At 63.5% G+C, this 18,928-nt stretch carries 20 protein-coding genes and 1 tRNA gene; 15 read left to right on the top strand and 6 right to left on the bottom strand.

Annotation, left to right across the window (positions count from 1 at the left end; genetic code table 11):
* Positions 1-304 precede the first annotated feature (304 nt).
* The gene (locus RIF85_RS04780; RefSeq protein WP_309070771.1) at positions 305-877 is read left to right on the top strand and encodes an isochorismatase family cysteine hydrolase; all 573 of its coding nucleotides are present in this window, start codon (positions 305-307) and stop codon (positions 875-877) included.
* Here the strand turns inward: RIF85_RS04780 and RIF85_RS04785 are convergent, their stop codons facing one another.
* Complete coding sequence (locus RIF85_RS04785) at positions 878-1,081, bottom strand: hypothetical protein (RefSeq protein WP_309070772.1); 204 nt, start codon at positions 1,079-1,081, stop codon at positions 878-880. It abuts the gene before it with no gap.
* A 266-nt stretch (positions 1,082-1,347) separates the two neighbouring features.
* Here RIF85_RS04785 and RIF85_RS04790 point away from each other — a divergent pair, with 266 nt between their 5' ends.
* Positions 1,348-1,809, top strand: a complete 462-nt coding sequence (locus RIF85_RS04790) for a DUF4383 domain-containing protein (protein ID WP_309070773.1) — start codon at positions 1,348-1,350, stop codon at positions 1,807-1,809.
* Positions 1,810-1,911: 102 nt separating this feature from the next.
* Here the strand turns inward: RIF85_RS04790 and RIF85_RS04795 are convergent, their stop codons facing one another.
* Positions 1,912-2,352, bottom strand: a complete 441-nt coding sequence (locus tag RIF85_RS04795) for an Hsp20/alpha crystallin family protein (protein ID WP_309070774.1) — start codon at positions 2,350-2,352, stop codon at positions 1,912-1,914.
* 173 nt (positions 2,353-2,525) lie between these two features.
* Positions 2,526-2,599, bottom strand: a tRNA-Val gene (locus RIF85_RS04800).
* Between the two features lie 147 nt (positions 2,600-2,746).
* Between RIF85_RS04800 and RIF85_RS04805 the strand changes: the two genes are divergently transcribed.
* Genes RIF85_RS04805 through RIF85_RS04815 form a run of 3 tightly spaced genes read left to right on the top strand, consistent with a single transcriptional unit; the run spans position 2,747 to position 4,551 of the window.
* A complete protein-coding gene (locus tag RIF85_RS04805; protein ID WP_309070775.1) occupies positions 2,747-2,992 on the top strand; it encodes a DUF2630 family protein in 246 nt (81 codons plus the stop codon).
* Positions 2,993-3,052: 60 nt separating this feature from the next.
* Complete coding sequence (locus RIF85_RS04810; RefSeq protein WP_309070776.1) at positions 3,053-3,661, top strand: NAD(P)H-dependent oxidoreductase; 609 nt, start codon at positions 3,053-3,055, stop codon at positions 3,659-3,661.
* Positions 3,662-3,699: 38 nt separating this feature from the next.
* Positions 3,700-4,551 (top strand): formate/nitrite transporter family protein, encoded by an 852-nt coding sequence (locus RIF85_RS04815; protein WP_309070777.1) that lies wholly within the window; start codon positions 3,700-3,702, stop codon positions 4,549-4,551.
* On the opposite strand, the gene RIF85_RS04820 is transcribed toward RIF85_RS04815, so the two are convergent.
* Positions 4,548-4,799 (bottom strand): hypothetical protein, encoded by a 252-nt coding sequence (locus RIF85_RS04820; protein ID WP_309070778.1) that lies wholly within the window; start codon positions 4,797-4,799, stop codon positions 4,548-4,550. The two genes, RIF85_RS04815 and RIF85_RS04820, sit on opposite strands and share 4 nt — an antisense overlap.
* Positions 4,796-5,638 (bottom strand): Ku protein, encoded by an 843-nt coding sequence (locus RIF85_RS04825; protein WP_309070779.1) that lies wholly within the window; start codon positions 5,636-5,638, stop codon positions 4,796-4,798. The genes RIF85_RS04820 and RIF85_RS04825 overlap by 4 nt, the downstream gene beginning before the upstream one ends.
* Before the next feature lie 46 nt (positions 5,639-5,684).
* On the opposite strand from RIF85_RS04825, the gene RIF85_RS04830 reads away from it, so the two are divergent.
* The 8 genes from RIF85_RS04830 to RIF85_RS04865 all read left to right on the top strand — a co-directional run bounded on the left by RIF85_RS04830 (position 5,685) and on the right by RIF85_RS04865 (position 16,536).
* On the top strand, positions 5,685-6,167 hold the full coding sequence (locus tag RIF85_RS04830; RefSeq protein ID WP_309070780.1) for an SRPBCC domain-containing protein: 483 nt from the start codon (positions 5,685-5,687) through the stop codon (positions 6,165-6,167).
* 62 nt (positions 6,168-6,229) lie between these two features.
* Positions 6,230-8,674: an ATP-dependent DNA ligase gene (locus RIF85_RS04835; RefSeq protein WP_309070781.1), complete on the top strand. Its 2,445-nt coding sequence runs from the start codon at positions 6,230-6,232 to the stop codon at positions 8,672-8,674.
* A gap of 42 nt (positions 8,675-8,716) precedes the next feature.
* Positions 8,717-11,095, top strand: a complete 2,379-nt coding sequence (locus RIF85_RS04840; RefSeq protein WP_309070782.1) for a phosphoketolase family protein — start codon at positions 8,717-8,719, stop codon at positions 11,093-11,095.
* Between the two features lie 148 nt (positions 11,096-11,243).
* Positions 11,244-11,438 (top strand): hypothetical protein, encoded by a 195-nt coding sequence (locus RIF85_RS04845; protein WP_309070783.1) that lies wholly within the window; start codon positions 11,244-11,246, stop codon positions 11,436-11,438.
* A gap of 104 nt (positions 11,439-11,542) precedes the next feature.
* Positions 11,543-13,006, top strand: a complete 1,464-nt coding sequence (locus RIF85_RS04850) for an SPFH domain-containing protein (protein WP_309070784.1) — start codon at positions 11,543-11,545, stop codon at positions 13,004-13,006.
* Between the two features lie 98 nt (positions 13,007-13,104).
* Complete coding sequence (locus RIF85_RS04855; RefSeq protein WP_309070785.1) at positions 13,105-13,881, top strand: electron transfer flavoprotein subunit beta/FixA family protein; 777 nt, start codon at positions 13,105-13,107, stop codon at positions 13,879-13,881.
* Between the two features lie 9 nt (positions 13,882-13,890).
* Positions 13,891-14,877, top strand: a complete 987-nt coding sequence (locus tag RIF85_RS04860) for an electron transfer flavoprotein subunit alpha/FixB family protein (protein WP_309070786.1) — start codon at positions 13,891-13,893, stop codon at positions 14,875-14,877.
* A 3-nt stretch (positions 14,878-14,880) separates the two neighbouring features.
* The gene (locus RIF85_RS04865; RefSeq protein WP_309070787.1) at positions 14,881-16,536 is read left to right on the top strand and encodes a cytochrome b/b6 domain-containing protein; all 1,656 of its coding nucleotides are present in this window, start codon (positions 14,881-14,883) and stop codon (positions 16,534-16,536) included.
* On the opposite strand, the gene RIF85_RS04870 is transcribed toward RIF85_RS04865, so the two are convergent.
* The gene (locus tag RIF85_RS04870; protein WP_309070788.1) at positions 16,523-17,617 is read right to left on the bottom strand and encodes a RelA/SpoT domain-containing protein; all 1,095 of its coding nucleotides are present in this window, start codon (positions 17,615-17,617) and stop codon (positions 16,523-16,525) included. The genes RIF85_RS04865 and RIF85_RS04870 overlap by 14 nt on opposite strands.
* A gap of 43 nt (positions 17,618-17,660) precedes the next feature.
* Between RIF85_RS04870 and RIF85_RS04875 the strand changes: the two genes are divergently transcribed.
* Both RIF85_RS04875 and RIF85_RS04880 read left to right on the top strand, forming a co-directional pair.
* Positions 17,661-18,419, top strand: a complete 759-nt coding sequence (locus RIF85_RS04875; protein ID WP_309070789.1) for an alpha/beta hydrolase — start codon at positions 17,661-17,663, stop codon at positions 18,417-18,419.
* A 43-nt stretch (positions 18,420-18,462) separates the two neighbouring features.
* Positions 18,463-18,897, top strand: coding sequence for a PGPGW domain-containing protein (locus RIF85_RS04880; protein ID WP_309070790.1), 435 nt, complete (start codon positions 18,463-18,465; stop codon positions 18,895-18,897).
* Positions 18,898-18,928: the final 31 nt, after the last annotated feature.

Here is an 18,928-nt window from a genome sequence, read left to right on the forward strand (position 1 = left end):
TCCGCTGTAGAGGGTCCGCAGAGGAAACACGTCTCCCGGTTCCACCGCGACCGGCAGGGGTTGGAAGTAGGGCGGGGAGGCAACCTCGGAACTGCAGCCGGGAAGAACGACGACGGCGAGCAGCACCCCTACGCCCGCCTGTCGCGTCGGTCGCACGATTGACCACCTCCGTGCGACCAACGCTAGACCCCGTGATCCAACCCCTCAAGGGCCGGTGGGCTTGAAACTGCTCCGTCCTGAACTGAGGACGACAACTAAGTATGCTGTCTGAAGTTGGAGGACCCATTCGGGAAGGATTTCGGACATGACGGCTGCGCTACTGGTCATCGACATGCAGAACGCATTCTTTGAGGACGAGACCCTCGGGAAGCAGAAAGAACCGCTGGTTCGGGCGTGCAACGCAGCCATCGCGGATGCTCGTGAAGCCGGTACGCCCGTGTATGTGATCCGGACCGAGCACCAGCGGGATAAATCGACCTGGACGTTGAGCATGCTCGACGACGACCAGGGTTTCCTCTTCAGCGGGACGGAGCAAGCCGAACCGGTCGAGGGATTGCAGATTGAGGGGCTTCCAGAGATGGTCAAGACCCGCGACAGCGCATTCTTCGGAACGGATTTACTGCAGCGTCTACGGAACTTGAGCGTGGATACCGTTGTGCTTGCGGGGGTGGCAACGCATAACTGTGTGGCTCAGACTGCGGCGGATGCCTACGCCAATAACTTGCGGGTGGTGTACGCCGAGGACGCTATCGCCTCAACCAACGAGGAGTATGCGCAGAACGTCTTGGGCGTGCTGACTGATGAATACCGCCAGCGGCTCATGGGCGCGGAGGCGGTCAAGCAATTGTTCCTGGACCGTGCCGGTTATACGGCGTGATCAGAAAGCGACGCTGTAACCATCCTCCCGGTGGAAGAGTCGTCGCCCGGCCCCATCATCCATGCGCACCCAGACCACTGACGCGTCCTCGGCGCGGTCCTCGAGGACACCCGTGACCTGATGCCCTGAGGTAGATCGCAGGGTAATCCGCTGACCGCGCTTGAGGGCGGAGAAGTCAGTCAGGGAGGCAGGTTCAATGCTCATGGAGGACCTTTCGACGTGTGATTACCGCCACAGTAAGGTGTCTGTCTGAATGTTCGGTGAACGAAAACTGGGTGAATCCCTAACAGCTGGGGAAAGAGTCATTCCCAACCTCAGACGGAGGTTTATCGAAAAGTTAACTAAGCTTGCTTTCTATTTGCGCGGTACTGTGGGATTCTTTGAATACCAGTGGCGGGAAATGCTGTTCATCAACTCGCGAGATCACAGGTCGGCGCCCCGCCCCGCCGGCAACTAGAGGGGATAGTTCAATGGCATCGACACACTCACCGGGCTCGGGCGTCGGGACCCGTACCAATATTCAAAAGGCTGCGCTCGCTGTTGGAGTTGTTTTCCTGCTCGTCGGCATACTGGGCTTCATTCCCGGGATAACCAGCGGCATGGACGAGCTTGCCTTCGCGGGCTCTGAGTCGAACGCGTTACTGCTCGGCATCTTCCAGGTCTCTATCCTGCACAACATCGTGCATCTTCTGTTCGGGATAGCAGGCATAGTGATGGCGAAGACCGCCACCGGAGCCTATAACTTCCTCCTTTGGGGAGGGGTAATCTACGCCGTTCTGTTCATCTACGGCCTCATCATTCCGCAGGATTCGGCGGCCAACTTCGTTCCCGTGAATGCGGCCGACAACATTCTGCACCTTGTCCTCGCTATCGCGATGATCGCCCTTGCGCTCGCGCTGCGGGACAAGCACCGTACAGCCGGGGCGCGGTAACCCTTCCCGGCATAGAAACTGATCAACTGAAAACAGAACGACGACGGCGGGTCGCAACCCGCCGTCGTCGTTCTGTGCGTTGTGGTCCGCGACAGGAGGGGTTTAGGCCTCCACTGCCTTGTCGCCTCGGACCGGCTGCGCGTCCTCGCCGGAGACAATCTCGATCTTGCGAGGCTTTGCGCGCTCGCTGACCGGAATGGTGACACTGAGGACACCGTTCTCATACCGGGCAGAGATGGCGTCAATGTCGATGCCTTGGCCGAGGTTGAGCTGGCGGAGGAAGGATCCGCTTTCACGCTCGCGGGTAAGCCACTTGACCCCCTCGGCATTGCGCAGGGTGCGCTCCGCGCGGATGGTCAGGAGCTGGCCGTCCACGTCGATGTCGACAGAGCCCGGGTCAATGCCCGGAAGGTCAGCGTTCAAGATGTAGTGGTCACCCTCGCGATAGAGGTCCATGGGCATCAGGCGCAGGCCTTGGCGGGGATCCAGAAGTGCGCCGGCCATACGGTCCAGTTCGCGGAATGGGTCGAATTTCATAGCCATGGTGGTTCACTCCCTGTGTGGTCTAGCTGTTACGAGTTGAGTCGTGTTCGCTCAACCCAGTCATTAAATTAGCACTCGAACCTTGAGAGTGCTAACACTTTTTGTTCGCCCACAACGAACGCTCACAGACACCAAAAAGCCCGCCCCGATGGAGCGGGACGGGCTTCGAACGGTGCCTGCGCGGGGCCTCGATCCCCGGGCCTTCCGCGTGTGAAGCGGATGCTCTACCAGACTGAGCTACACAGGCAAATAGTTCCCCGTTAGTTTAGGGCATCCACAGACGGATCACGCAAATGCGGGAAGCGGTAGATATCCAGGCTGCTACTAAGTAGCCTGACTAATCCGGGCTGTTCCAGCTGAAGCCCCGCCTCTGAAAGCCAGCGAAGGAGTTGTCATGAACGATCAGGACATTTTGGCGCGTATCCAGGCGCTTGTGGAGGAAGAACACACCCTGCGGGACGCCGCTCCGGGCGAGGGCGACCAGGGCGGTGACCGCCAAAGCCGGCTGCGGCGGGTGGAGGAACAACTGGACCAATGCTGGGACCTGCTCCGTCAACGCCGCGCCAAGGAAGACGCAGGGGAAAGCCCCCAGGAGGCAGAGGCCAGGCCTATTGATCAAGTCGAGGGGTACCGCCAGTAGCTCAGCCCGTCCATGACACGGGCGGCGACGAACACGGTGTACAAAGACCGAAAGGAACCCATGGATAATCTCAAGGCTTTTGCGCTGATCTGCACTCTGACACCATCGCCGGCGGACTCGAGCAGCGACCTCATGGCGAACCGTATCCTCGGGAAGCTGGAGGAGCAGGGGGTAACGACATCGTCGGCCAGGGTAGTGGACTACAACGTGGCGCCCGGCGTCGAAACCGACATGGGCAACGGGGACCAGTGGCCGCAGCTACGGCAGCAGATCCTCGATGCGGACATTTTCCTCCTTAGCGCCCCGATCTGGGTGGGACACATGAGCAGCCTCGGTCAGCGGGTGTTCGAACGGTTGGATGCCGACATCTCCTCCACGGATGATGCGGGCAGACCGATCATGTACGACAAGGTGGCCCTGACGGCCGTCGTCGGAAATGAAGACGGCGCTCACCACGTCACCGCCGAGATGCACCAGGGGCTGAACGACATCGGGTTCACCGTCCCCGCACAGGGCGGCGTGTACTGGGTGGGCGAGGCGATGCAGACGGTGGACTTCAAGGATTTGGACGAAATGCCCGACGTGGTCGCGTCGACCATCTCAGCGATGACGGCGAACGCAGTGCACCTCGCGAAGTCGTTGAAGGTGGCGTCCTACCCCGCCCCGTAAGCCCTAGCACGAATCCTTCAAGGGAAAAAGGTAAGCGCTTGAGCGAGCACAAGAATGATGGCGACGCGCGGCGGAGCGAACTCGGCAGCACTGCCGGGCCGGTGGAGGATGAGATCGAGAAGTCGTTCGACCGCACCGTTGACGAGGGTGCCCAGCGGTTGCATCGAACGTTCGCCGACGTCCTCATCACCGGACTGTTTGGTGGTTTCGAGATCGGAATCGGCGTCCTGGCGTACTTGGCAGTGCTCCATGAAACCGGGAACCATTTACTGGCAGGACTGGCTTTCAGTGCCGGACTCATAGCGCTGCTGCTCGCGAAGAGCGAATTGTTCACCGAGGGTTTCCTCGTTCCGATCGCTGCAGTAACAGCCAAGCAGGCCACACTCGGGCAACTGGGCAAGTTGTGGGCCGGCACGCTGGCCGCCAATCTCGTCGGCGGGTGGATTTTCATGATGCTCGTGGTGACGGCTTTCCCGCAGTGGACAGGGACCATCACAAGCTCCGCTGAACACTACGTCCACGCCGACCTGAGCTGGCAGACGATATGTCTCGCAGTGCTGGGAGGAAGCACGATCACGCTGATGACGCGGATGCAGCATGGAACCGAGGCAATGAGCGGCAAGCTCGCGGCAGCGGTCGTCGGCGGTTTTCTGCTGTCAGGTCTGCAGCTCTTCCATTCAATCCTCGACTCGCTGCTGATTTTCGGCGCCATCCAGGTGGGCGCCGAGATCAGTTACCTGGATTGGCTGGGCTGGTTCAGCTACACAGTGGTGTTCAATATCGCCGGCGGGATTCTGCTGGTGACGGCGCTGCGGCTGGTGCGCGACCGAAAGCTCGTGGAGCGCGAACGGAAAGAGGCGCCCGTGGATCCCACTACTGCCTCCAGCTAGCTCTTCCGGGCCAGCCAGCCGAGTGTCAGGCTGCCCATGGTCCTGCGGAAGCCGCTCTCGCCTCGCGTCACCTCAAGCGCTGCCCATACCATCAGGCAGGCTGTGCTCGCGGCGGCGAGTGCCTTCCGGTTTTTCTCCTCCAGCGCCATCATGGATGCCACGCCAAGCAGTGCCCACCCGACGATGGGCGCGTTCGGCTTCTGCGCGATTGTCTGCTGCCCCAGGTCGTTCCGGATGAATCCCATCATGCGCCTTTCTTCGAGGTGGCTTTCGCGGTTTTCTTCGTTCCCGCCGCGCTCTTCTTCTCGCGGTTTTTCTCCACGCTGCGGCGGAGCGCTTCCATAAGATCGAGGACGTTGCCGCCCTCCTGGTCGCCCGTCTCTCCGAACGTCTCGTCGGTGTCCAGCGCCTCGCCCTTCTCGAGTTTCGCTTCGATCAGCGTGCGGAGCTGCTCCTGGTAGTCGTCCTTGAAGTTCTCGGGATCGAAGTCGGAGGAGAAGGATTCCACCAGTGCCGCGGACATTTCCTTCTCCTTGGCGGAAATACGAACCTTCTCATCGAGGGAGGGGAAGGTGGCTTCGCGGACCTCGTCCTGCCAGAGGAGCGTCTGAATCATGAGTACATCCCCGCGGACGCGCAGGGCGGCCAGCCGCGACTTCTGCCGAAGCGAGAACTGGACGATCGCGGTGCGGTCCGTCTCCTCCAGGGTCCGACGAAGCAGTACGTAGGCTTTGGTGGACTTCGAATCGGGCTCCAGGTAGTAGGCGCGGTCGAACATGATCGGGTCGATCTGGTCGCTCGGAACGAACTCGACCACCTCGATCTCCCGGCTCTTCTCTACCGGGAGCGAAGCGAGGTCTTCGCTGGTGAGAACGACGGTGCGCTCGCCGTCGTCGTACGCCTTGTCGATGTTCTTGTATTCGACGATCTCGCCGCAGATCTCGCACCGCCGCTGGTAGCGGATCCGGCCACCGTCCTTGTCATGCACCTGGTGAAGGCTGATGTCATGGTCTTCGGTGGCGCTGTAAACCTTCACGGGCACGTTGACCAGCCCAAACGCTACTGCGCCTTTCCAGATCGCTCTCATGTTCCTAGTGAACCAGTGTTGCCCGTGCCGGTCTACGATTGCTTAGGTGAACTCCGAACCGATGGTTACCAAGACGCTCGCCGATGGAGAACCCGCCCTCTGGTTCGAGATGCGCTTCAATGCGCCGGCCAGGGTGCTGTGGAAGCACCTCACTGATCCCGAGAAGCTCAAGTACTGGTTCCCATGCGAGCTGGACATCCTGCCGCGTCCCGGTGCCGTGGTCACCTTCAAGTTCCCGGGCCAGAAAGCCATGGAAGGGACAGTTCTGGAGGCAGAGAAGCCGCGGCTGCTCGCCTATACGTGGGATGAGGAAGTCCTGCGCTGGGAAATCGAGGACGACGACGACGGCGGCAGCCTCCTCACGCTGACCAACACGGTCCAGGAGGGCCAGGATATCGCCCGCTCGGCGGCAGGCTGGCACCTGACCCTCATGGGCCTCGACGACTTCCTGAACGAACGCCCGCTCGGACAGGATCCGGCACTGTGGGACCAGTACGTGGCCCGGTATGAGGCGGAGCTCGGCGACTGAATCGGATGTCCGCGCTGCCGACCGCACTGGCGTAATCGGCGCATCCCTACAAGACTGGGGAAATGGCTCCAGGCAGCGCGCAGCAGACGGTTACCGTCGGTGGACGCCGCCTGAAGCTGACCAGCCTGGACCGGGTGATGTATCCCGCGACGGGCACCACCAAGGCCGATGTCCTTGCCTACTACGCTGCCGTCGCTGACTGCCTCATCCCACACGCCCGTAACCGGCCGGTGACGCGCAAACGGTGGGTCAACGGCGTCGGCACCGAAGAAAAACCAGGCGAGGTGTTCTTCCAGAAGAACCTCGACAAATCCGCGCCGTCGTGGATTGAGCGCCACGGTATCGAGCACAGCGATCACACCAACGTCTACCCTTTGCTCAATGACCTCGCGACGCTGACCTGGCTGGGGCAGATCTCAGCCCTTGAGATTCACGTGCCGCAGTGGCAGTTCGGTCCCAATGGAGAGGTAAGCAACCCGGACCGAATGGTCCTCGACCTTGACCCGGGACCGGGCGCAACGCTGCTTGAATGCGCCGAAGTAGCCCGGCTGGCCCGCGAGATCCTGAACGACATGGGCCTGGACCCGAGGCCGGTAACCAGCGGATCGAAGGGGATCCACCTGTATGCCCCGCTGGACCGGAAGCAGACTTCGGACCAGGTGTCCGCCGTCGCGAAGGAATTGGCGCGCATCCTGGAGGCCGACCACCCGGACCTGGTGGTCAGCGACATGAAAAAGTCGCTGCGCGGGGGCAAGGTGCTGCTGGACTGGAGCCAGAACAACCGCAACAAGACCACCATCACGCCATATTCACTCCGCGGGAAAGCGCATCCGATGGTTGCGGCGCCGCGAACCTGGGAGGAGCTCGACGATCCGGATCTTGACCACCTCAACTATGAGCAGGTGATTGAGCGGATCACCGAGTACGGCGATTTGCTCGGGGACATGGACCGGGATGGCGCAGAAGACAACGGAGGCCCCGACAACGACGACGGCGGCCCGGACCGCCTGCACACCTACCGCTCCATGCGGGATGCCTCCAAAACACCGGAGCCCGTTCCGGACACGGTGGGCGAGCCGGGCGGCAACAGCTTCGTCATTCAGGAACACCACGCGCGGCGCCTCCACTATGACTTCCGGCTGGAGCGCGACGGCGTACTGGTCTCCTGGGCCATCCCCAAGGGACCGCCCACCTCCACGGGGGAAAACCACCTCGCTGTCCAGACCGAGGACCACCCGCTCGACTACGGCTCGTTTGAGGGCACCATCCCCAGGGGCGAATACGGGGCCGGCGAGGTGTACATCTGGGACTCCGGCACGTATGAGGCGGAGAAGTGGCGGCCGGGCAAGGAGGTCATCTGTACGCTGCAGGGCCGTGAGGATGGGGGCCTCGCCAGAGGCGGCAACGCAGTGCGCAGATTCGCCCTGATCCATACCGGCGGGCCCACCGACGCGGCCGAGAAGAACTGGCTGATCCACCTGATGAAGGAACAGCCCGGCCAGCCCTCACCTCCCGCCTTCAGGCCGCGCACCACCGAAGAACTTCCCACGCTGAGACCTATGTTGGCCACAACGGGAAATCCCGGGCTGCTGCGCTCGGAAGACGGCTGGGCCTTCGAGATGAAGTGGGACGGTATCCGGGCTGTCGCGACGGTCACCCCGGAGGGAACCCGGCTCCTGAGCCGCAACGGCAACGACCTGACCAAGGCGTATCCCGAGCTTGCTGACCTCGGCAGCTACGTTAACGGTGAGCAGGCGGTGCTGGACGGGGAGATCGTCGCGATCAATAAGGCCGGCCGCCCGGATTTCGGCCTGCTGCAGGGGCGCATGAACCTCACCAAACACTCAGACATCGAAGCGGCGCGAAGGCGCACCCCGGTCCATTTCCTGCTCTTCGACCTGCTGCATCTTGACGGAAACTCCCTGCTGGACCTCGGATACTCACAACGCCGCGAGGTACTCGAGCAGGCCGTGGACGGTCCCGAGGACGGTCACATCCAGGTACCTCCCGCCCTTGATGCGACGCTCGACGAAGCGATCGAGGCCAGCAAGGAACTGGGCCTCGAAGGCATCATGGCCAAGCGGGTCAGCAGCACCTATTCGCCGGGCCGGCGGTCCGAATCGTGGGTGAAGATCAAGCACGCGCTCACCCAGGAGGTCGTCGTCGTCGGTTGGCGTCCGGGCAAGGGCAGCCGCGCACACAAGGTCGGCTCACTGTTGGTGGCGATTCCCGACGGCGTTGACTTGAAGTACATCGGGCGCGTGGGCTCCGGGCTGACCGAGCGGGAGCTCGCGGAGATCGGTTCAAGGCTGAAGAAGATGGCCCGCAAGACGGCACCGCTCGACGATGTGCCGGCCCCCGATGCGTCCGATGCCCGCTGGGTCCGGCCGGCACTCGTAGGGGAGGTCCAGTTCAGCGAACGCACGTCCGGCGGCAAGCTGCGCCATCCGGTCTGGCGGGGGTGGCGGCCGGACAAGAAGCCGTCCGACGTCGTCGTCGACATCTGACTCCGGAATCTGACTCAACAGGAACAAGGGGAGTAGGAGCCTATGCAGTTTGAACAGCTCGACGCCTGGTGGAGGGCTGCCAACTACCTGTCGGTGGGGCAGATCTATCTGAGGGACAACCCCTTGCTGCGGCGGCCGCTACGGCGCGACGACGTCAAGGAGCGGCTGCTCGGGCACTGGGGGACCACCCCCGGCCTCAACTTCGTCTACGCGCATCTCAACCGGGCGATCGTGGAACGCGGCCAGGAGATGCTTTTCATCACCGGACCCGGCCATGGCGGCCCCGCGAATGTGGCCAACGCCTGGCTGGAAGGAACGTACACGGAAACCTACAGCCATGTGGGTCGCGATGCTGCCGGCCTGAAGGAGCTCTTCAAACAGTTCAGCTATCCGGGCGGCATACCGTCCCATGCGGCTCCGGAAACCCCCGGCTCCATCAACGAGGGCGGCGAGCTCGGCTACTCGCTTGCCCACGCGTTCGGGGCGGTCTTCGATAACCCGAACCTGGTTGCAGCCTGTGTGATCGGCGACGGCGAAGCAGAGACGGGGCCGCTGGCGGCCAGTTGGCACTCGAACAGCTTCCTCGACGCAAAGCACGACGGCGCGGTCCTGCCGATCCTGCACCTCAACGGGTACAAGATCGCCAATCCGACCGTGCTTTCCCGAATGCCCGAGGCTCAACTCGAACACCTGATGCGGGGCTACGGCTACGAGCCCCACTTCGTCACGGTGACAGATCCGCACGCCACCGAGCAGGCACACCGCGATTTCGCCTCCGCCCTCGACACCTGCCTGGAACGGATTGCAGCACTGCAGGCCGAGGCCCGGACGGAACCTCGGGGGAGTGAAGGGTACGCGCCCTGGCCCATGATCGTGCTGCGCTCGCCGAAAGGCTGGACCGGCCCCGCCGCGGTGGACGGCAAGCAGGTCGAGGGAACCTGGCGGGCACATCAGGTCCCGCTGTCAGGGGTTCACGACGACGACGCGCATCTCGCGCAGCTCGAGGAATGGATGCGCTCCTACCGGCCCGAGGAGCTGTTCATGGAGGACGGCAGCCTTCGGGACGAGATCGCTGCTGGTGCTCCAGCCGGAGACCTCCGCATGAGCGCAACGCCCTATGCGAACGGCGGACGGCTGCTGCGTGACCTCCGACTGCCCGCCTATGGTGATCACGCCGTCGTCGTCGAGCGACCCGGCAAGGAAAAGGTGAGCCCCATGCTTGCCGTGGGCGGGTACCTGCGGGACATCATTCGGCTGAATCCGGAGAATTTCCGGATCTTCGGTCCGGACGAGACGGCATCTAACCGCCTGCAGGACGTCTACGAGGCCACCGGCAAGGCCTGGCAGCACCGGATTGACGACGTCGATGAGCACCTCGCGCGGTCCGGCCGCGTACTGGAGGTGCTGAGTGAGCACCTGTGCCAGGGCTGGCTGGAAGGGTACCTTCTCACAGGGCGGCACGGGGTGTTCAACTGCTACGAGGCGTTCGTGCACATTGTGGATTCGATGTTCAATCAGCATGCGAAGTGGCTCAAAGTGCACCAGGACCTGCCGTGGCGGCAACCGATCGCCTCACTGAACTACATGCTGTCCAGCCATGTCTGGCAGCAGGACCACAACGGGTTCTCGCATCAGGACCCCGGATTCATCGACCATGTGGTCAACAAGAAGGCCGACGTCATTCGGGTCTACCTGCCGCCGGACGCGAACACGATGCTCGCCGTCACGGAACACTGCCTGCAGACCAGGGACCGTGTGAACGTAATCGTCACCGGCAAGCAGCCGACCATGACGTGGCTCGGACCGGAGGATGCGCGTCTCCACGCAGAACGGGGCATCGGGGTATGGGACTTCGCGGGGAGTGAGGACCCGCGGGGCGGGGAGGATCCCGACGTCGTCCTGGGTTGTGCAGGAGATGTGCCTACCGTCGAGGTGGTGGCAGCGGCGGGTCTGCTCAAGGAGGCACTGCCCACGCTGAAGGTGCGTGTGGTGAACGTGGTGGATCTGATGCGCCTACAAGACGACGCCGAGCATCCGCACGGAATGCGGGCACGGGACTTTGACACGCTCTTCACCCGCGACCGGCCGGTGATCTTCGCCTATCACGGCTACCCCTGGCTGATTCACCGGCTGACGTACCGGCGGACCAACCACGACAACATCCACGTACGCGGCTACAAGGAGGAAGGGACTACTACCACGCCGTTCGACATGGCGATGCTGAACCAGATTGACCGGTATCAGCTGGCAATGGACGTGATCGATCGAGTGCCGTCGCTGCGCTCCACACAGGCCGGTCTCCGGCAATATCTGCAGGATGAGCGGCAGCGGGCGTGGCAGTACACGCGCGACGCCGGTAAGGACATCGCTGAGGTCACCGGCTGGCTGCTGGAGGAGGCATCGCCCGACGACGCCGGTTGAGGAGCGCCTCCCGGCGGCTCACCCTGTTGGCTGCGGCACCCAATGACGACGACGACGACGCATAGGGCTTCGGTGACGAACTTCCCCGACCGGGAAATCAACTTGAACACACAGAAATCCCAAGGTCACGCGAGTACGAATAAGTGTTATGAGCACCATTCCGGTAATTCATACAGCGAACGAGTCGACGGTCCTGGCTGCTGCCAGCCGCGCTGTCGCGGATGCACTCTCGGAGCTCGAGCAGGTCTGGCGCAACCCGCGGCCGGATGCCGTGGTTGCCGCCGCCCGACGCCAGCTTGCAGCTGCCGAGAGTTGGGCTGACGCACGGCGGGAAGGCGCCTGACCGAAGGCGCACAACGCGGGGTGAGGATCGGGTAACCCCATCGTGTAGCGTCTGTGCTGGCGGTAACCGCCGTCACATCAGTCTTATCAAAATGGGGGAACACTGTGGATATTGGCCTGTTGGTCACACTGGGGGTGATTGTCGGCGTCCTTATCGTTCTGGGTCTGGTCGCTGTGATCATCGCACGGATGGCCTTGCGGATTGCGAGTCCTGCGGAAGCGCTCATCATCACCGGCAAGGGCAACCAGGAGGGCCAACGGGTTGTCTTCGGGCGCACCTTCATCAACCCGTTCAGCCAGCGGGCCTTCTCGATCTCGCTGGCGTCGCGACAGGTCACCCTGCAGATCGAGGGCATCTCCAAGAACGGCATCAAGCTGCACCTTACCGGTGTAGCCCAGATCAAGGTCGGCGGCGACGAAGAAGCCGTCCGCCGGGCTGCGCAGCGCTTCCTCAACCAGCAGGACCAGATCGACCACTACACGCAGGAAACACTCTCGGGCTCGCTGCGCTCCATCGTCGGTACCCTCACGGTCGATTCCATCATCAAGGACCGTGCTTCCTTCGCAAAGAGCGTGAAGGAAGAGGCCGAGCACTCGATGCACAACCAGGGCCTCGTGATCGACACCTTCCAGATCCAGTCCGTCAATGACGACTCGAGCTATCTGAAAAACCTTGGGCGTCCGGAGGCTGCCCTGGCCGAGAAGCTCGCAAAAATCGCTGAAGCGAATGCCGCCCAGGAAGCCGCGGAAGCCGCGGCCATCGCGGACGAGCAGGTGGCGCTCGCAGAACAGCGCCTTGCCATCCGCCGCGCCGAGCTGAAGGAAGTTGCCGACGCCCGCCAGGCGCAGGCCGACGCCGCGGGGCCCCTCGCAGCCGCGGAGCAGAGGCAAGCGATCCTGCTCAAGGAACAGCAGGTCACCTCCCGCCAGGCAGAACTCCGCGAACGTGAACTCGACATTGAGATCCGCAAGCCGGCCGACGCCGAAAAGTACCGGGTGGAGCAGGAAGCGGCCGGCAAGCTCGAGCAGCGCAAGCGCCAGTCCGAGGCCGACCAGGTGGAGGCGGAGGTCCTGTTGACCAAGCGACGCCTCACCGCAGAGGGCGACAAGGTGGCCGCCGAGGCAGAAGCCGCCGCGAGCACAGCGCGAGGCAATGCCGCCGCAGCAGTCACGCGGGCAAACGGTGCAGCCGAAGCCGAGGTGATCAAGGTTCGTGGTGAGGCCGAAGCAGACGTGGTCCGCCAAAAGGGCATCGCCGAAGCGCAGGGCATCGAGGCGCAGGCTCGCGCGTACGAGCAATTCAACGACGCTGCGGTGCTCAACAAGGTTATGGAGATGCTGCCGCTCGTGGCACGCGAGATCGCAGCACCTATGTCCGCGATAGATAACATGACAGTGATTTCCAACGACGGCGCCAGCCAGCTCAGCAGGAACGTGAGCGGCGGTCTGCACCAGACGTTCCAGTTGTTGAAAGACACCACTGGTCTCGATGCGGTTGAGATGCTCCGCAATTGGGGGAGCAACGGCACAAAGCCCTCACCTGCCGCGCCGTCCGAACCGCATTCGTAGCGGTCTCGCGGTATCCTCTGTGCAGATGGTTTTCGGTTAACGCTCCCTCACTGAATTGGTGAGGCGCTGCCGGAGCCATCAGACACTGAGGAGGGTCAATGAAGATCGTCGTTCTCATGAAAGAGGTGCCGGACACCTACGGGGAACGCAAGCTGAATCTCGAGACGGGCCTCGCCGAGCGCAGCGACAGCGAAGCTGTGCTCGACGAGATCGGCGAGCGGGCACTTGAGTTGGCGTTGTCCCTTGCCGGCTCACTCGACAGCCCGGAGATCACGGTCGTCTCCATGACCCCTGAATCGGCGACGACGACACTGCGCAAGGCGTTGGCCATGGGTGCGGACAAGCTGGTCCACATCGCCGACGAGAAACTGGTCGGTGCCGATCTTGGTCTCACAGCTGAGGTGTTGGCTGCGGCAATCCGGCGTACCGGGTTTGACCTCGTGATTGCCGGCAACCTTTCGACCGATGGGCAGGGCGGGGTAATCCCCGCCATGCTCGCCGAGTTGCTGGGGGTGCCGCACGCAAGTTCCCTGACCTCCGTCGAGGTGTCTGCCGAGCGTGTGCACGGAACACGTGAAACGGACGGCGGGATCATGGAGGTAGCGGCGGCACTGCCGGCGGTCATCTCGATCACCGAGCGGTTCCCCGCCGGACGCTTCCCCAACTTCAAGGGCATCATGGCGGCGAAGAAGAAGCCCGTTGAGAAGCTGACCGCCGCTGACCTCGAGGTTGATCCGGAGGCGCTGGACGTCCCTCGTTCCATCATGCTTGCAGTGTCAGAGCGGCCCGCACGATCCGCCGGTATGAAGATCGTCGATGAGGGAGACGCCGGCGAGAAACTTGCCGAGTTCCTGATTCAGAACCGACTGGCCTAAGGAACGAGCATGACTACCTTTCCCGAAGACTCAATTCTTGTCCTGCTTGAGACCACCCCCTCAGGCACGCCGGCCAGGAGCGCAGCGGGACTCCTGGGCGCCGCGGCTGAGGTCGGCACGCCCGTAGCGCTTATCGTGGCAGGACCGGACGGGGCAGCGGATACTGCTGCCGCGGCCGGTGACCTCGGTGCCGCCTATGTGCTTACTGCCCAGCCTGAGTCAGTGTCCTCCTTGCTGGCTGTGCCGACTGTCGACGCCCTCGCCGCCGCCGCAGGACTGGTTCGGCCTGACGCGATCCTGATCTCCAACTCCGTTGACGGGCGGGATGCAGCCGGACGATTCGCGGCGCGCACGCGATTTGCCCTCGCCGTCGACGCCGTGGGAGTCGGGCGGGATCCAGAGGGAATCGTTGCCCACCACTCGGTGTACGGCGGCGCCTACAGCGTCGACTGCGCGCCCACGTTCGGTGCCCCCGTCATCACTCTTCGCGAAGGTGCAGTCGACTCCCGCGCCGAAGCCCGGACACCGCAGATAGAGTCACTCGATGTCCCTTCGTCCGGAATCGCTGCAGCATCCATTGAGTCGTTCGAAGCGCGCACTGTGACCTCAACCCGCCCCGAACTGCGCGGTGCCGTCAAGGTCGTGGCGGGAGGACGGGGTCTTACGTCCCAGGAGCAGTTCGCCCTCGTTGACCAGCTGGCCGATGTCCTGGGGGCGGCCGTCGGCGCCTCACGCGCCGCAGTCGATGCCGGCTGGGTGCCGAACAACTACCAGATCGGTCAGACCGGGATCTCCGTCTCGCCGCAGCTCTACGTGGCGATCGGGGTCTCCGGCGCCATCCAGCACCGTGCCGGCATGCAAACCGCCAAAACCATCGTGGCGATCAACAAGGATCCGGACGCGCCGATCTTCGAGATCGCCGACTTCGGCGTCGTCGGAGATCTATTCCAGGTGGTGCCGCAGCTGATCAATTCGCTGTCCGCCCGGAAGGAGTAGGCCATGGCGACGTACGGCCGCACGATGCGCAGGGGACTGCCCCGGCAGAGCGGCGGCGAACCGTGGCCTCCCGCGGGCACCGCAGTGGCGGACCAGAGCGATGACGCCCGCCGCGAACCCTCTCCCGGACCCGGTGCTGTCCGCAGCGACCGCGTGAGCACGCTGACGGCGCCACCTCCCGAGGAGACGACGGCGCCACCTCCGCAGCCCACGACGACGGCGCCACCTCTCGAGGACATGACGACGGCGCTTCCTCCGCAGCCCGCGACGCCGGCAGGGGCGGCTGCACGCACCATGCGCCGCGGCCTTCCCAGGTCCGTGGGAGGTGATCCATGGCCTCCTGCTGTCAAGCTGCCTGCGGCTGCATCCTCTGCCCCTGTGAAGGAGGATCAGGCAGAAGTCGAGACGACGGCAGCTCCGGCGACTGATTCCGTCGAGCTGCCAGGGAAACCAACGGTTCCCGCACCGACTGACGAATCGCCATCAGGGCCCAAAGACATCGCGTCGGCGCCCGCAGCAACAGCGGCGGTGGGGTCCACACTGCTGCGTCGCGGGTTGCCCCGGGTGTCAGGCGGCGATCCCTGGCCCCCGGAGACCGCCGTCGTCATCGAATCCCTAATTGAGCGTAAACGGGTAGCGGCACCTACGACTCAGGAGGGGACGGAAACGTCAGGAGCACAGGAAGAGGCGAAAGCATCCGCGCCGCTTCCCCAGCCTCCCGCAAGCCGGGCGGACCCGAAACCCACGAAATCCACGAACCCGAAGAAACCGCGAAGCCGCACAGCCATACTGGTGTTCGGCGCGCTCGGGCTTCTGGGGGTCGCATTGGCAGCGGTGTTCTTCACGCGGTGGCTGGTCACGCTCGACTTCATGCGGGACTTCCTGACGGCGTATCCGGGTGAAACCGCCCTGCCGGCCGGCACGGATCCAGGGTTCCCGGCATGGGCCCAATGGCAGCACTTCTTCAACTTCTTCCTGATTGTCCTGATCATCCGGTCGGGCCTGCAGGTTCGCAGGGAAACACGACCGCCGGGATACTGGACGCCGAAGTGGTCCAAGGGCAGCGACGGGAAAATCAGCATCACTTCCTGGTTCCATCAGACGCTCGATGTCCTGTGGCTCCTGAATGGGCTGATATTTGTGGTGCTCCTGTTTGTCACGGGCCATTGGGCACGCCTGGTGCCCATCACCTGGGAGGTGATCCCGAACGCGCTGTCAGCCCTGATCCAGTATGTTTCGCTGGATTGGCCCACCGAGAACGGCTGGGTGAATTACAACAGCCTCCAGATGCTCGCCTACTTCGTCACCGTCTTCATCGCCGCCCCGCTGGCAGCGATATCCGGCGCGCGCATGTCCGGAATCTGGCCGAAGGACGCCAAAACCCTGAACCGCCTCTATCCGATCGAGTGGGCAAGGGCCATCCACTTTCCCGTGATGCTTTATTTCGTGGTGTTCATCATCGGTCACGTTGCACTGGTGTTCGCGACGGGTGCCCTCCGGAACCTCAATCACATGTACGGCGGCCAGGACGCAGTGAACTGGACCGGGTTCTGGATCTTCTTTGGATCGCTCCTGCTGGTCATCGGTGCCTGGATCGCGGCGCGACCAGTGGTGTTGGCCCCCCTCGCGGGGTTGTTTGGGCGTGTCAGCTCGCGTTGAGTGAGCGGAACGTACGGATCTGGCGGAACCGTCGTACCAGGCTGTCGCGTCGCGAAGCACCGGATTCCGACGACGGATCCGCCGTCAGTTCGATATGCCGTTCGCCAAAGTTCCAGAGCAGCACGTCGTCGAGCAGCCGGTCAGGCCCCGGCGAGTAACGGTGGTCCAGCGCGCGCCGGACCGAGGTGATGGTGTCAGCCTGCAGCAGCGAAACGAGGGCCGTGGTGGTGGTGAGCCGGTGCGCGGACAGCAGCTCCGCCGCCCAGCGCCAGTCGTCGTCGGACTTGCGGTCCACATGCGGCAGCAGCGTCTGCCACACCTCGCGGATGCGGTCCGGCGTCAGTTCGACGCCGCCCTCGCCGTTCGGATCCCAGAAGCCGGTGACTTTCTGGTACCGGGAATGTAGGTCGGCGAAGGTCGACTCGACGCTCTCCAGCATCGCCGCGGTGGCGGTGAATTGCCGGTCGAAGTAGGGGCTCCACGCCTTCGGGTTGAACGACTTGAACCGGATGTCATGCTCGATTTCCGACCAGGCGTGGGCAAGGACGGTGCGGATCTGGGTCTCGAAGAGGTAGCTGCCGGAATCTGAACCGAGCAGTTGCTGGTAGGCACGGACGGCGTCGTTCTGGATGGTGCGCAGGATCAGGTGCCGGCTGGAGTAACCGTACGTTCCCGATTCAATGGAACCGATGTCCTTCTCCCGGTCCCCGCGGCAGTCGAACTCATGCCGCTGACGCTTGATGAGGTTGGCGGCGTCGTCAACTTCGTGGGGGAGGGTCGTGATCACGCGCACGCCGACCAGGTCCGTCAGGTTCCGGAGAGGGTCGGGGAACACCAGGCTGGGCGGTCCGTCACCGTCCACCAGCATCCGCGAGGCCTTGTCCCGGAACGACTCAACCGTCTTGGTACGCGCCGTGATGAACAGCGGCCGTAACTCCGTGCCGTTGAACATGCCCTCGATCCGCTCCCGGGCATCCGCCGTGACGGCCACCAGCGCAGGCCGGACGCGCTCAAACTCCCGAACGCTCTCCTCGACGGCAGGCCGCAGCCTCTCGTCCAACTCATCCCATGCACTCACCAACCCATCTAAACACCCGTCACCGACACCGGCTACGCTGTCGAAGGTGACAGGCCCCCAGCGCTACACCTACGGCAGCGATCCGAACCAGTTTGCCGAACTTCACCTGCCGGTCGGGCAGCAGCAGCCGGGCGTCGTCGTCATTGTTCATGGGGGGTTCTGGCGGAGCCGCTACACATTGGAACTGGGCACCCCGCTCGCCGAAGACCTCAGCTCACGCGGTTTCGCCTGCTGGAACCTCGAATACCGGCGCGTGGGCAACGGAGGAGGCTGGCCGGAATCCTTCCAGGACGTAGCCGCCGGCATAGACCTGCTCGCCTTCGCGGCCAGGGAACACGGCCTCAACACCAGTACGACGACGGCACTCGGCCACTCCGCGGGCGGTCACCTTGCGGTATGGGCGGCGGGGCGGCCGTCTTTGCCCCCGGATGCTCCGGGAGGCGGCGTGCCGACCGTCCCGATCACCGGCGTCGTCAGTCAGTCCGGCGTGCTGAACCTGCAACGAGCCCGCGAGGAGAGGCTGGGCAACGGCGCCGTTCAGGATTTCCTCGGTGAGCCCGATGGCGAAAAGTACCGGCTTGCCGACCCGATGTCGGTTGTCCCGCTATCGGTGCCGGTGCTGGCCCTGCACGGCGAGGAGGATTCCACAGTTCCGTTGAGTCAGTCGCAGTCGTACGTGGATGCCGCGGTCGCGGAGGGAGCGACGGCGGAGGTTATCCGCATTCCGGGTGACCATTACGCGATGATCACGCCTGGAACGGACGCATGGGCAAGCGTCGTTACCGCCATAGAACGTCTCACGTAACGGTGTTCATGGGGAATTCAGGGAAGTGTGGGATCCTGCACCAATGAATGCACGATCCCGGCTCCATCGGGCTGCCCACCGTACCGGCCTCGAAATTCTTGGCTGGACCCTTGTGGTGCTCGGAATCGCCGCGCTCGTGCTGCCCGGACCGGGGCTGCTGATGCTGGTTGGTGGCCTAGCCGTGCTGTCCCAGCAGTACGAGTGGGCAGAGCGGAAGCTGCACCCGATCAAGAAACAGGCGTACAAGGCTGCGCGGGTCGGCGTGAAGACCTGGCCGCGGATCGCCTTCAGCGCTCTGGGTGCCTTCTTCTTCATGGGGCTCGGGATCCTCTGGATGCTGCAGCCGCCGGCGCCTGGCTGGTGGCCGGTGGAGGAACGCTGGTGGCTCTTCGGTGGATGGGGCGCGGGGCTCAGCCTTGTGCTCTCCGCCATCATCGCGCTGACCCTGCTCGTCTACAGCATCCGTCGTTTCCGGTAGGTTCTCCCGAATCCCGCCATCGGGCGAAATG

The organism is Arthrobacter sp., from assembly GCF_031179385.1.
In the GTDB taxonomy this organism is placed as follows: Bacteria; Actinomycetota; Actinomycetes; order Actinomycetales; family Micrococcaceae; genus Arthrobacter_D.

Bases quoted from the DNA above. Each gene is read 5' to 3' on its own strand.
- RIF85_RS04865 (WP_309070787.1), top strand. From the start codon at position 14,881: ATGGCGACGTACGGCCGCACGATGCGCAGGGGACTGCCCCGGCAGAGC.
- RIF85_RS04840 (WP_309070782.1), top strand. From the start codon at position 8,717: ATGCAGTTTGAACAGCTCGACGCCTGGTGGAGGGCTGCCAACTACCTG.
- RIF85_RS04880 (WP_309070790.1), top strand. From the start codon at position 18,463: ATGAATGCACGATCCCGGCTCCATCGGGCTGCCCACCGTACCGGCCTC.
- RIF85_RS04780 (WP_309070771.1), top strand. From the start codon at position 305: ATGACGGCTGCGCTACTGGTCATCGACATGCAGAACGCATTCTTTGAG.
- RIF85_RS04790 (WP_309070773.1), top strand. From the start codon at position 1,348: ATGGCATCGACACACTCACCGGGCTCGGGCGTCGGGACCCGTACCAAT.
- RIF85_RS04785 (WP_309070772.1), bottom strand. From the start codon at position 1,081: ATGAGCATTGAACCTGCCTCCCTGACTGACTTCTCCGCCCTCAAGCGC.
- RIF85_RS04820 (WP_309070778.1), bottom strand. From the start codon at position 4,799: ATGATGGGATTCATCCGGAACGACCTGGGGCAGCAGACAATCGCGCAG.
- RIF85_RS04845 (WP_309070783.1), top strand. From the start codon at position 11,244: ATGAGCACCATTCCGGTAATTCATACAGCGAACGAGTCGACGGTCCTG.
- RIF85_RS04855 (WP_309070785.1), top strand. From the start codon at position 13,105: ATGAAGATCGTCGTTCTCATGAAAGAGGTGCCGGACACCTACGGGGAA.
- RIF85_RS04860 (WP_309070786.1), top strand. From the start codon at position 13,891: ATGACTACCTTTCCCGAAGACTCAATTCTTGTCCTGCTTGAGACCACC.
- RIF85_RS04835 (WP_309070781.1), top strand. From the start codon at position 6,230: ATGGCTCCAGGCAGCGCGCAGCAGACGGTTACCGTCGGTGGACGCCGC.
- RIF85_RS04825 (WP_309070779.1), bottom strand. From the start codon at position 5,638: ATGAGAGCGATCTGGAAAGGCGCAGTAGCGTTTGGGCTGGTCAACGTG.
- RIF85_RS04810 (WP_309070776.1), top strand. From the start codon at position 3,053: ATGGATAATCTCAAGGCTTTTGCGCTGATCTGCACTCTGACACCATCG.
- RIF85_RS04795 (WP_309070774.1), bottom strand. From the start codon at position 2,352: ATGGCTATGAAATTCGACCCATTCCGCGAACTGGACCGTATGGCCGGC.
- RIF85_RS04805 (WP_309070775.1), top strand. From the start codon at position 2,747: ATGAACGATCAGGACATTTTGGCGCGTATCCAGGCGCTTGTGGAGGAA.